General features: G+C 46.9%; 10 protein-coding genes. 1 reads left to right on the forward strand and 9 read right to left on the reverse strand.

The features are described from left to right. Positions 1–12: 12 nt before the first annotated feature. The 6 genes from ACKU41_RS14420 to ACKU41_RS14445 form a co-directional block, all read right to left on the reverse strand. Complete coding sequence (locus ACKU41_RS14420) at positions 13–1,374, reverse strand: HlyD family efflux transporter periplasmic adaptor subunit (protein ID WP_321401749.1); 1,362 nt, start codon at positions 1,372–1,374, stop codon at positions 13–15. 411 nt (positions 1,375–1,785) lie between these two features. After that, positions 1,786–2,433 carry a sulfite exporter TauE/SafE family protein gene (locus ACKU41_RS14425; RefSeq protein ID WP_321401751.1) on the reverse strand — a complete coding sequence of 216 codons (648 nt, stop codon included), beginning with the start codon at positions 2,431–2,433 and terminating at the stop codon, positions 1,786–1,788. Then, positions 2,433–2,990 (reverse strand): metal-sulfur cluster assembly factor, encoded by a 558-nt coding sequence (locus ACKU41_RS14430; protein WP_321401753.1) that lies wholly within the window; start codon positions 2,988–2,990, stop codon positions 2,433–2,435. Before ACKU41_RS14430 ends, ACKU41_RS14425 begins: the two co-directional genes overlap by 1 nt. A 176-nt stretch (positions 2,991–3,166) precedes the next feature. Continuing rightward, positions 3,167–3,475 carry a hypothetical protein gene (locus ACKU41_RS14435; RefSeq protein ID WP_321401755.1) on the reverse strand — a complete coding sequence of 103 codons (309 nt, stop codon included), beginning with the start codon at positions 3,473–3,475 and terminating at the stop codon, positions 3,167–3,169. A 144-nt stretch (positions 3,476–3,619) separates the two neighbouring features. Then, entirely contained in the window at positions 3,620–4,684 is a 1,065-nt protein-coding gene (gene arsB / locus ACKU41_RS14440) for an ACR3 family arsenite efflux transporter (RefSeq protein ID WP_321401757.1), read from the reverse strand. 369 nt (positions 4,685–5,053) lie between these two features. Next, positions 5,054–5,398, reverse strand: coding sequence for a metalloregulator ArsR/SmtB family transcription factor (locus tag ACKU41_RS14445; protein WP_321401759.1), 345 nt, complete (start codon positions 5,396–5,398; stop codon positions 5,054–5,056). Between the two features lie 153 nt (positions 5,399–5,551). On the opposite strand from ACKU41_RS14445, the gene ACKU41_RS14450 reads away from it, so the two are divergent. Further along, positions 5,552–6,013, forward strand: a complete 462-nt coding sequence (locus tag ACKU41_RS14450; protein WP_321401762.1) for an HD domain-containing protein — start codon at positions 5,552–5,554, stop codon at positions 6,011–6,013. Positions 6,014–6,110: 97 nt separating this feature from the next. Here the strand turns inward: ACKU41_RS14450 and ACKU41_RS14455 are convergent, their stop codons facing one another. The 3 genes from ACKU41_RS14455 to ACKU41_RS14465 all read right to left on the reverse strand — a co-directional run bounded on the left by ACKU41_RS14455 (position 6,111) and on the right by ACKU41_RS14465 (position 12,254). Then, a complete protein-coding gene (locus ACKU41_RS14455; protein ID WP_321401764.1) occupies positions 6,111–7,232 on the reverse strand; it encodes an SEL1-like repeat protein in 1,122 nt (373 codons plus the stop codon). A 193-nt stretch (positions 7,233–7,425) separates the two neighbouring features. Next, complete coding sequence (locus ACKU41_RS14460; protein ID WP_321401767.1) at positions 7,426–9,084, reverse strand: PQQ-binding-like beta-propeller repeat protein; 1,659 nt, start codon at positions 9,082–9,084, stop codon at positions 7,426–7,428. 434 nt (positions 9,085–9,518) lie between these two features. Continuing rightward, positions 9,519–12,254, reverse strand: a complete 2,736-nt coding sequence (locus tag ACKU41_RS14465) for an autotransporter domain-containing protein (RefSeq protein WP_321401769.1) — start codon at positions 12,252–12,254, stop codon at positions 9,519–9,521. Between the last annotated feature and the right edge of the window lie 197 nt (positions 12,255–12,451).

Consider the following 12,451-nt stretch of genomic DNA (forward strand, 5'->3'; position numbering starts at 1 on the left):
ACCGCTCCTCCATCAAAACCCGAAGTATGCATTAAAGGCGGCCCACGGCTTTCTGAACAGCCAGTAACCCAGACTTACCTTTTCTCCATAAATAACAGTTGTCCCCTTCAAGCCAATTTTAACGTCGGGGCTATCCCCTTTCCATTCAGCCTCGGCCAGAACACTTGCTACACGCTGCGGGCTGACTTCAACTTCACTGCCCACGAATTCCAGCTTGCCGGGCAGGACTGATTCAGGCATTACGTTGAGCATTGTGCGGACAGGGACATTAAAATCAAAGTCCATATTATCATCTTCGGGAATCCAGATACGGACCTTTGTCTGAGAAGGGTCCACTACGGAGAGTACTCTTTCACCCATGAAAACCGGACGGCCTCTCCATTTTTCGGGATCAGCGATGACGGCCACGCCGTCTTTCTCTGCATGTACCTTGAGCATAGCAATATTGTGCTCGGCCAGCTTGAAGCGGGCCTGCTCCTGATCCAGACGGTGTTCAAGAATAGCGATCTCAGATCTTGCTCTGGCATCGGCGAAGGCCTGCATGCGGGCGCGGTCAAGTGATGATTCTATAATCAGAACCTGTTCGCGGGCTACCTTAAGTTCTTCAACTGCAGTACGCTGGTCATACTCAAAGAGTATCTGACCCTTGGTTACCTTATCCCCCGGATTGATCTTCACCTCTGCTATGACTCCGTTCAGGGGTGCGGAGACGATGAAAGGATCATCAGCAACCACCTCACTGGGTGCCACAACACGTAAAGGCAAACGCACCAGCAGCAGGGTCGCCACAACTGCCGCAAAGAGAAGCAGCGTTAATTTTTTACCTGCAAGAGTACTGAGTTTATCTGCCAGTGGATGTTTCGGGTGCAGCCGTTCCCATGCTCCGGAGTAACCAGCGATAAGATGGCTTAAAAGATTCTGCTCCTGATCATTCCAGGGCCTAGATCCCCAGCGTTCAAACCAGAGTCCGCCGACATGTTTCCCCCATCCTGTCAAGGGAAACCAGATGACCGAGATACCGCCGTTCTTTTGCACGTAAGCCTGCCAGTACTTGCGTATATTCTCAGGAAAGTGTTCTTTGCTAAGGACGCACGGTTCTGTGGCCTTGTTTAATGCTGCAGCAAAACTGTTCCATTGTTCCACCATCTCGGAGGTCTTGTTGATCGCAGACTGTCCAGAAATTCCTTTCAGTTTCAACCGTTTTACCCCTTGCTCGAAAAACAGGGCGCGGTCATATCCGCACAGGGATACAGTGCGGTTGAGCATGCTGAAAACTAGTTCCTCTGCGTTTTTAGCATGCAGGCTTTCAAGGCTGAGCTTCTGGAGCACACTGAGAATGCGGATACCTTTTTCAGCGTCAGAGGGAGTTCCCATTATACTTAATTGCTCCTGCAGGATGACTGTTCCACGCATTCCGCCACGCAGAGAGGAATCGTTTTGCAGCTAGGCCCTGGCTACCTTGTATTCATCTGAATAACGAGTCAGACGAATGACCAGCTCGGCAATACCAATACTGCTCTGAAGTCCATCTATTTTAGGAATATGCCCCTTTTCCATCTGGTTGTCGATATGTAAAAAACCTTACATAACAACGGATTTTCATTAATTCCAAATATTATTTTTTGCAAAAATAAATCCTAACCTGAGCGATTCTCCAACCTGACACAATATCAAAGCTGGCATATCTTATTGTTTTTGTTTGCGATCACATTCATCTGCTACGTCATAATCATTTCACCCATCAGGTGGAGGGCTGGATGTCCAACTCAAAAGGGAAAGCAGGAACTATTTGACAAGCAAGTCGATCGGGCCTTTGCCAGCCTGTACGATTTCGCTCACTCCTTCATAAATGAAGTAGGCTCCTGTCATGCCGCAAACGATTTTCGCGGCTGTACGGATGTCCTTGAAACGGCTGAGCAGGCTCGTGAACAGAAAGGGCAGCATGTAGAGGCTTGTGGCCAGGAAGAACAGCAGGAAAAACAGTGTGCCGTTCAACATGGAACCGGTTCGCAGCCCCGCCCCCACAGCGAGGAGGAAGGGGGGGCAGACATTGATACCTGTGAGGAAGCCGGTGACTAACATCAAGCTGCGGCCTCTTGTTTTGCCTGCCACGTAATGGCACACGGACCAATGCGGGAAGTGGAGCCCCAGGCTGTGGCCCAACATGACCCCGCCCAGAATGATCTCGGTAATGGGTAGAGCCGTGCTAAAGACAAGGCTGCCGGAAGCAAAGAACTCGCCAGCCAGGCCGCTCAAGGCACCAAATAGCATGTAGGCCATGAGCCGCCCGCCCATGAATATGCCCAGTGAAACGGCGTTGCCATGAAACCCTGCTTCGTCTCGGGACAGCATGAGCCCCATCAGGACAGGAGCGCAGTACCCCAGGCAGAACATGCCTGTGGAGAGCCCCAGACCGAACGCTTCTGCGTACATCAGTCTTCCCCCAGCAAGAGGCGGTTGCCCTGGGCAGTCATATCCGCGGGCGTCCATCGGGTGTCCAGGTCTATCAAAACCGTGACGTTACACCCTGGGCACGTTGCGCCTGCCTGCTGCTTGATTTCGGCAACGATCACTTCCATAAACGGACACGTGGGGGTCGTAATAATCATGTTCACGACAATCAGGTCCTTCGAAACGGAGATGCCTTTGATCAGCCCCAGATCAACCACGTTCACGTCCAGTTCGGGATCTACAACCTGTTTCAGCTTTTCAAGTATGCGTTGTTCAGGGCTCCCTTTGGCGTACGACAACTCCGGTACAGGAGAAAAATTGGCGGATGAAAGGCAGGCCTCTGTCCGACGGTTGGCGAGTTCATCGTTGATGCGAAGCAGGGATTGAGCTTCATTGGTAGTGGAGTTCACTGTTGCAGTGGGCTGAACTGGTTTCTGCCCTATGCGCAGTGAATACAAGAGGGTCGCACCCTGTCTGACTGCAGCAAGCGCGACCAACAGGAGCATGACAAACACCGACACTCGAAATATTCTGCTCATTTTCGACTCTGTCCTTGGCGATCCGTTTTTTTTAGCCTTTGTTGGGCCTAACAGGAGCAATCCTCCAGCCTGGCACAACATCACTGCTGGCATATGTTGTTGTTTTTACTTGCAATAGCATCCAGTCGAAGCCTCATAATCATTTCACCAGTTTGGTGGCGGGCTGGATGTCCAACTCAAAGAGAGCCAAAGCAAAATTCATCGACGATGTCCAGGTCACGAACGACTGTCTGACAAGTCGAGCCGGACTCAACCTCTTTGCTCGCTGCAGTCGCGTTATTGATATGTACCCACACATCAATCGTCTCTTCGGCTCCATGCGCAAGAATCCCAAAGGCGCACCAATCGATGAGCTGTTCAAGCAGCTTCTCTGTTTCCTTTTCGACGGCACGAGCCGCCGTCTCGCGCATTTTGACGTCCTGGCCAAAGACCCCGGTTACGCCGCCGTTATCGAGACGAGCCAGAAAGGCATGGTCTCCTCGCATACCGTCAAACTGCTTTCGTCCTCGTGGTCATCAAGACAAGACTCGAATCCGCCCCCATTTGCGTCGCTTCGTGCCGGTTTTTCCCGGAGGGAGCCATTACAGCGCCACAAACGCACGATTTAGGTAAATATTAATTGTTCTGCTTCAGCTTGTGCTTACACAGCCCTCAAAAAAATATTTCTTTTTGAAATGTAAGGCTACATTAACCAGTGCGATAAGCACAGGAACTTCTACAAGGGGGCCTATAACTGCAGCAAAAGCTGCCCCCGAATCAATTCCGAATACTGCAATAGCAACAGCTATCGCGAGTTCGAAATTATTTGAAGCTGCAGTAAAACTCAGTGTGGCAGCCTGGCCGTAAGTCGCATCCGCCTTATACGAGAGGTAAAAGGAAACCAGAAACATGACCAGAAAATAAATGGTCAGAGGTATAGCAATACGAAGAACATCAAAGGGAAGCTCGATGACCTTGTCACCCTTAAGTGAAAACATGACCACAATAGTGAAAAGCAGAAAAATAAGTGTCAGCGGGCTGATGCGGGGTATGAACTCATTTTCATACCATTCCTTGCCTTTTATCCTGATTCCGACATAACGGGTCACCATACCGGCTAAAAACGGAATTCCCAGATAGATAAAAACACTCTCGGCGATCTGGCCAATGGAAATATCTACAACTGCCCCTTCAAGACCGAACCAACCGGGCATAACGGTCAGGAAAATATACGCATATACAGAGAAAAAAATAACTTGAAATATGGAGTTAAACGCGACCAGCCCCGCGCAGTATTCGGTGTCACCCTTTGCAAGATCATTCCAGACAATGACCATAGCGATACAGCGAGCAAGGCCGATCATAATTAACCCCACCATATATTCGTGGTAACCGGACAAGAAGGTTATTGCCAACGCAAACATAAGCACAGGGCCAATAAGCCAATTCTGTATCAGAGAAAGAAAAAGTACTTTATAGTTTTTAAAGACCTTTCCCAATTCCTCATATTTAACCTTGGCAAGCGGCGGATACATCATCAGGATAAGTCCGATAGCAATTGGAATATTTGTGGTTCCAACCTGAAACGAATTGATAACGTTTTTGATTTCAGGATAAAAATACCCGCTGCCAACCCCGATAAACATTGCCAAAAATATCCACAAGGTCAGATAACGATCCAGAAAGGAGAGTTTTTTCATTGTTGACTCAGACATATTTGCTCCGGTTAACGCTGTTTAGTGCTATGATTTACACATAAAAACTACATTTCCAATTCAGCCTCCTAAAAGTCATTATTGACTTCAATCAAGCTACTAAGAACTTATCCGCATATGCAGATATGTCAATTTTTAAAATTGAATCGTAAAAAGCGAAGTCGCCGGAAGCGATAAGCACGTCCTACAACAGGGTGTCCACTGTCTGCAGCTTAACGATCCTGAAATATCGTAAGAATTGGTAATCATAGAGTATAAATTCAGCCAACCTATGATTAAACGGCAAAATTTAAACTCTATAAAGTGAAAGAAGTCGCTCAGCTTTATGAATAATATGAATAAAAAGAACAGAACCGAGTTAATGATACATCAACAACCATCATTTTTCTTGCATTTAAGGAAAGACTGTAGACGCTGAAAGTCCTCTTCAGCCTGAGAAAGATTCTGAAGTTCTTCACACAATACATGCAGAACACGGGACTGAATAGGGTCATCCAGACCAGAAAGCTTGTAGTAAACCCACTTCCCTCTTCTTGTGCCGACCACCCAGCCTGATTTTTTCAAAAATGACATGTGCCGAGAAATATTTGACTGGGGAAGTTCCAATGCTCCCATTAGATCACAGACACACAACTCTCCATACTCAAGAAGGCGGATTATCCGTAAACGAGTCGGATCAGAAAGGGCCTTTAAACATTCTGCTAATTTTTCCATGTGCATAATTTATGCGTATATGAGGATATGTCAACAAAGCACCGGATTAAACAGCGGCTCGAAACGGAATTTAGCTGCTCGTCCATGGGGCTTATAAGTGTGTACAACCTGCATAAGGTGTGTTTATGATTTGGAAAATATTATGGAGGCGGTATGCAGTACTGGGGAAAAGCGTTTGAAGATGGACAATGGCACCACCTACGGCGGCATTGCATTGAAGTTGCTGCGGTGATGAAGACCCTGCTGCATGCTGACGCGGCTCTGCGTGCGAGAGTTTTTAAACTATCTCCGCTTGATCCTGATTTCACTGAAGAACTGCTGGTTTATCTGGCCTGTGTTCATGATCTGGGGAAGTTTTCTCTTTGCTTTCAGCACCAGAAGCCGGAACTTGCAGTCTTAAACGGTATACCGGAACCAAATGGCAAAGAGCATCATACAGAATTGGGTGTCCAGTTCTGGGGAGCTTATAAACTCTACGAAAAAATTGGATGCCAAGGGGCCGGAGTATTTACCCTATGGCAGTCGCCATGTGTTCCCCGCACACGCGGGGATGATCCGCAGGAAATGGTTGTGCGCCGCTCCGAGACAGGGTGTTCCCCGCATACGCGGGGATGATATTACACTGAGTTTAGTGTGGTATAGTTGCTAAAAATGTATTCGCGATATTTATATTTGTCTTTATTACAATAGATTACTTTCGTGTTTTCAAATTTTATTTATTATGTCTGGCAAAATTCTTTTTTTTTAAAATTTTTTGCGCTGTTTCGTCGCCGTGTTCTGCGGCTAATCTCAATAGTCTTTTTCCCTCTTTCAGGTCCTGTTTGACTCCATCTCCTTTTAGAAACATAACTCCTAAATTATATTGTGCTCTGACATTACCATGGTCCGCCGATATTTTAAACCATTTATATGCTTCTTTAAAATTATCACTGCTTAAATACATTGATCCTAAACAGCATTGTGATTCCGAATCGCCATTATTTGCAGCAATTGTGTAATATCTAATGGATTCTGCATGGTTCTCTGGAACTCCTTGTCCATACTCATACATAGCACCTAAGTAATAACATGATCTTATGTTTCCATTACTTGCGGATGCCTTGAATAGCTTTGCTGCTTCTGCATAGTTTTGCGGTACACCTATACCGTCTTTATACATTTCGCCTAGTTCGTATTGAGCTTGCGGCTGTCCTTCTATGGCCGCTTTTTCATACCATTTTGCCGCTTCCAGCAGATTACGGGATACGCCTTTACCTTTCATATAAAGGGTTGCAAGGCGATACATGGCATCCATGTCGTCCTGCATGGCCGATTTGGAATACCATTTTATTGCTTGAGCATAGTCCTGCGGAACCCCGGAGCCGAATTCGTACATGTAACCCATAATGAATTGTCCCTTGGACGAATCCTGTGCAACGGATTTTCGGCACCATTTCAGGGCTTCCTGTTTGTCCTGCTCTATTCCTTGTCCAAGTAAAAGAACTTCTGCGTAATTGCCTTGTCCGCTGGCATAGCCGTTCTCGGCAGATTTTCTGTACCAATCAGCTGCAGTGGCGAAATTCTGTTCTACGCCGTTGCTGTGAGCATAGAGGATTCCCAAAGCATTTTGCCCAGCGGCATTACCCTGTTCTGCAGATTTTTTAAACCACTTGAAAGCTTCGTTGTAATCAACAGGTCCGCAAGCTCCGCTGTGGTAACTCAGGCCGAGTTGAAACTGTGCTCCGGCATTTCCTTTCTCAGCCTGCTGTTTCAGATCTGTGCAGCTTGCTGCGTAAGATGTGCTGCTTAACAATATGAATATCAGAACAAAATATAACGAATTGCTGATTCTCATGCGTGGCTCTCTGGATTTTTAAAATTGAAAAATAATTATTTTTTTACTTGATGGAAGGAAATCTGTCTGTCCGTCAAAACACGTACAAATGTATTTGAGCGGTTAAAATTAAGCCCCCTCTCATATTGAAAAGGGGGCCTATGGGAAAAGGATACAGGGTACGGTGAGGTGGTATCCTTATCTTTAAATTTGACTACCTTTTAAAACTGCCGCGCAGCCATAACAGCAACGGAGCCAGCATAAGTAAAATCCATTCTACACTGAAGGTTGCCTGCGGATTCAAAGTGCAGCCCGTTCCGCTGCTGCCTGAACCAGTCCCCACTGCCACCGGGTCAGTTATTTCACCGAGGTCGGAATCCTCGTCGTAGTCGCCGTTATCCTTGACCACGAAATAGATATAATACTCAGTGCCGAGAGTAATGTCGTCAGTTTGGCTCATGTAATTTCCGTCTGCATCTGTAACCCACCAGTAGCCGTCAAGATTATATTCAGGTCCGCTCAGGGCGTAATTTTTGTATGCCTTGGAAGTTCCACTGGTGTTGTAAAACTTCATCAGGATCAGGTCGGAGACCTTCCCGGTTGGGATGGAAGTGGAACTGATCCTGAAAGTTGCCGTAGCTCCATTGGAGCTTACTGTGGCATTGAAAGAAACTACTTCCGTTATAGGATCGAAGCTCCCTGACTTATATTTAGAATTAAGGTCGGTAGTGTCCAACTCTTTGGAGCAACTGTTCTGTATGGCTACCTCTACGCCAGTTGCCTGAGTCTGACTGGCTTCTATAGATTCTCCGCGTCCTGTATTTTCAATGTCTTTGCGAAATTTGGGCCATGGAGTTAAGGCCAGTCCTCCTGAAGTGGTTTCTATGGCATATAATTTACCGTCATCTGACCCGAAATAAACTGTTCCATCGCTTGAAATTGTCGGTGAAGAACGTATGAAGTTTCCAGTATCAGCTATAAGAACAGGATCTTCTGTTGGTTTTTTCGAGTCTACAGCATACAGGTTATGCCCCTGGCTGATATAAATAGTCCCGTCACTGGCGACGGCAGCAGAAGTGAACATGCTATTCGTCCCATCGAATAAAATCCATTTTTCTTCACGATTAGGAGATAACGCGTACAATTTATTAGCTGCTGCTATAATAATTGTTCCATCTTCCGTTATCACAGCTGAATTGTTAATAGTCACCGATTTTCCAAATTCAAACCTCCACTTTTCTTTACCGCTCGGGGATATTGCGTAAAGGTTTCCATCGTTTGATCCTACATAAATGGTTCCGTCAGCGGCAATGGCGGGGGAACTGGTAATGCTACCCCCTGTAGGAAGAGCCCATTTTTTCTTTCCTTCAGGGGTTATTGCGTAAAGAAATTTATCGGCTGATCCAACATAAATAGTTCCATCAGCAGCAATGGCGGGGGAGCTGCTAATACGGCCCCCTGCAGGAAAAGCCCATTTTTGCTTTCCATCAGGGGTTATCGCGTAAAGAGACTTATCGGTTGATCCGACATAAATGGTTCCGTCAGCGGCAATGGCGGGGGAACTGTAAATACTCTCCCCTGTAGGAAAAGCCCATTTTTGCTTTCCATCAGGGGTTATCGCGTAAAAAGACTTACCGGTTGATCCGACATAAATAGTTCCATCAGCAGCAATGGCGGGGGAACTGCTAATACTGCCTGTTATGGGACATTCCCATTTTTTGCTCCCGTTCGGGGATATTGCGAAAAGATTATTTGCCTCGGAGCCGGCTGTTCCTACATAAATGGTTCCATCGCTAGCAATGGCAGGGGAAGACAGTATCTTTACATTTGCACCGAGACTTAACGGCCAACCATTTGTAGTTGCAAAAGCCACTGAGTGTTGCAGTAGCACTGTAGTTAAAATTGCTATTGAAATAAACAAGCGCAAATTAGTGCTGAAATTACAAAAGCACGAAAGTGTTCCCTTTCTGGCGATGCTATATCTATAATTAGAGCATTCACGAAGAGTAAAATAGTATGCTTTTCTCATCATTTACCTATTCTATTTTAGAATTTTATCAGGTTACACAAAGAAGATAGAAACTATCTGGAAACCACAACTTTGACCCAGTATAAGGCTATCATTTCTAGTTTAACGATTATTGTAATTAATTTTAGATACTAAAGTATACATCACGAATCGGGTTTGTGTCTGTCCGTCAAAAGACGTACAAAGATATCTTTTGAGCAAATTAAGAATTCCTTTATGTTAAAGGGAGATCAAAAAAGGACACAGAGTATGTAGCGGTTTGTACTTATGCAAAGGACCTAAAAATCCATGCGCAGAACACCGAAAATGGAATGACTGTCCGTGGTTTCGCCATATTCACCGGCATAGCTCAATGTGAAGCTGGCATTTTTCTTGCCGAAAATAACGCCCAGTTCCGGAGTAAGACGATTGGAATCATTCTCCGTGGTCACCTGTGCCGAGGTGGTGGGCAGATACTGGCGTACGGTGATGTCGTTGCTCCCCAGTGAGTGGATAACACCAATCCCCGCGTAGGGTGTTACGAGCGTGTCCTCAATCTGAATGTCATACTTAACGCGTACTCCTAAAATTCCGTCAGCAAAGGTTTTGTCCAGAGTGTCGTAGGAAATGGCGTTGGTTGCATCCGTCTCACTGAATCCGGCTCGATGCAGATGGGTAATGTTCAGCCCGATGCATGGCACAACCTCCCAGTCTTTGACTGGCTGCCAGTGATATCTGGCTGTAAACTGGTTGGAGGTAAGTATGGAATCGTAATCTCCCTTGGCGGTCTGCGACATGCCTGCATTACGGGATGATTCGTGGGTTGCATAGGTGGTGCTCAGGGTATCACTGAAGGTCCAATCCATGAACTTGTACCCCCCATACACTCCGGCGATATATAACTGTTGGACTTCGGAATCACCGGAAACAAAATCCGACCCGCTGAAATTGATCTGCGTAGCGCCTATTCCACCCATAATGCCGAGAACCAGGTTTTCACCGAATTTGCGGTCCACGCCGATTTCCAGTCCTGCCATATACGAATCATAGCCCTCGCTGTCAGAATTGCCGTCTCTGGATCCACGGCTGAATACCGGCTGAAGGTACATACCCCAGGAGGTTTCGGGTTTGCGGGCATTGAGCAGCCCGACCAGAGAACCGCTGGAAGCGACTAATATTTCTTTGTCGCTATCCTCCCCGCTGTCCGCAAGCATGGTTAAGTTTCGGCTTTGGGCCACATTGGCAAAGGCCTGAACTCCGGCCAGCGTTGCAGCGGTTCCGAGAGAGGATTCATCATTGTGGGGAGTGAAAGAAGTGGATACGGTCACTGTGCCTGATGCATCGTTGTCAGTACGGGTTACCGTGAAATTGGGATTGCTGGAAATAACGGACGCCGTGTTCAATGACGAGCTGGCAGAGAGAACTTGCGAGCTTGTGCTTATTGATTCGGCAGAAGGATCCACTTCAAGTGTACCTTCAATAGTTGCGGTTGTAGCTGTTACGCTGGCTGAGCTTTGCCCATAGGCCGCTATGTTCAGTGTCCCCCCGTGATTTACAGTAAGATTGTTGGTGTTCAAGCTTGTATCACTGCCTATGCTCAGTTCGGCACCTGAATAGATATTTATGGAATTAAAGGCAGAGGCACTGGAACCTGCGCCCCAGATCCAACCAGCGGAGCTCTCGCCATCGCCCACTACCAGATTTTCAATATTGCTGAAAAGAGAAGATGTTGTGCCTGAACCCAACAATGTTAATGTATCAGTCCCTGCCCCCAGATCGACCTCACCGGTCAGGTTTGCGCCGGTGTCCAGAGTTACTTTATCGGCGTTATTTCCGGTTTTAATCGCATAGGCTGTGCCGCTGGTCGCTGTGGCCTTGATTGTTCCCGTTATATGCACATTTGTCGCGCCATCGGCGTACAAGGCGTATGCCGCGGTCGCACCCGTTGCCTCCACCGAACCCGAAATCAGCATTGCCGTGTCGGTATTGCCGCCATTTAGTGTGCCGGATGAGTATAGGCTATAGGCATTGCCTCCTGCGGATGTCGTACTTACCGTTCCGGATAATGTACCAATACTTATACTGTCAGAATACAGGCCGTAGGCGGGAGCTTTGACGGTTGTAATGTTGCCGAAATTATCTGCGGTCACATACGTACCGCCGAGAGATTTTGTCGTTACGTTACCGGACAATGTGCCGATAGTAATTCCATCGTAGGGACTGTATAAGCCGTAAGCAGAACCATCGGCAGAGGTTGTACTCACTGTTCCGGATAATGTCCCGATGTTTACGTTGCTATTCCCCAGTCCACGGGCAATTGCGCCTGTGTCATAGTTCAAGATAGAGATCCCGCCGCTGGAATTTATTCCATTAGTGTATACCTGTCGTTGACTTGAGACCGTACCGGAAGCTGTAGTACTCACTGTGCCGGAAAGTGTTGTGATGTTTGTGCTGCCACTGGCGTATATGCCGTAGGATTCGTTGTTTGAGGACGAGGCGCTTATCATCCCGGATAAGGTTGAGATGTCTATCTTTCCACGTCCGGCAGAACTTCCCGTAGCCCATAGACCGGCAGCTGCGGCATTGGTTCCCGTTGCGGTTATAGTCCCTGACAGTGTGCCGATATTCAAATTACCATCATTCTCGTCACCTTCAGCGTACAGGCCAAAAGCCTGCACCGCATTTTCGGCTGAGGCACTCACTGTTCCAGCTAGTGTTGTGATATTTATATCAGTAGAGTACAGGCCGTAGGAATGAAACCCGGTCCCTGTGGTCGTTGCGCTTACCTTGGTTCCAGTTCCCAGAAGGCCAATATTAAGTAACGATTCAGTGGAGTAAATACCGTACACGTCGGTGTCAGAATCCTCCACAGAGAACGTTTCCCCCGGAAGGTTTACAGTTTCAGTTGATGATACCTTCAAGGCATAGCTGGAACTGCCTGTTGCCATTGCCACGGCAGGGAAGCCAAAAGCCAGTATAAAAATAACAATTAAAGCAATAGAACTAAGCCGGTAGCATCCTGAAAATATCTTCACTTTTTCCCCTTCAGTACATCAAACAATTCTATGGCGTTATGTCAGAATAACATTTTCAGGCATGCGCACAGTCAACTGATTCAATGCTAAAATATATTCCCTGACCATAAACTTTCGAGACATATGGGATTAATTTATTTTGGATGAAGATATACCGAAGGATGAAGGGCATGTCTGTCCGTCAAAAGACTTACAAC

It is taken from the genome of Maridesulfovibrio sp. (assembly GCF_963678865.1).
Lineage (GTDB): Bacteria > Desulfobacterota > Desulfovibrionia > Desulfovibrionales > Desulfovibrionaceae > Maridesulfovibrio.

Excerpts from the sequence above, each read along its gene's own strand:
- ACKU41_RS14435 (WP_321401755.1), bottom strand. The coding sequence starts at position 3,475 with ATGCGAGGAGACCATGCCTTTCTGGCTCGTCTCGATAACGGCGGCGTA.
- ACKU41_RS14450 (WP_321401762.1), top strand. The coding sequence starts at position 5,552 with ATGCAGTACTGGGGAAAAGCGTTTGAAGATGGACAATGGCACCACCTA.
- ACKU41_RS14430 (WP_321401753.1), bottom strand. The coding sequence starts at position 2,990 with ATGAGCAGAATATTTCGAGTGTCGGTGTTTGTCATGCTCCTGTTGGTC.
- ACKU41_RS14425 (WP_321401751.1), bottom strand. The coding sequence starts at position 2,433 with ATGTACGCAGAAGCGTTCGGTCTGGGGCTCTCCACAGGCATGTTCTGC.
- ACKU41_RS14455 (WP_321401764.1), bottom strand. The coding sequence starts at position 7,232 with ATGAGAATCAGCAATTCGTTATATTTTGTTCTGATATTCATATTGTTA.
- ACKU41_RS14420 (WP_321401749.1), bottom strand. The coding sequence starts at position 1,374 with ATGGGAACTCCCTCTGACGCTGAAAAAGGTATCCGCATTCTCAGTGTG.
- ACKU41_RS14445 (WP_321401759.1), bottom strand. The coding sequence starts at position 5,398 with ATGGAAAAATTAGCAGAATGTTTAAAGGCCCTTTCTGATCCGACTCGT.
- arsB (WP_321401757.1), bottom strand. The coding sequence starts at position 4,684 with ATGTCTGAGTCAACAATGAAAAAACTCTCCTTTCTGGATCGTTATCTG.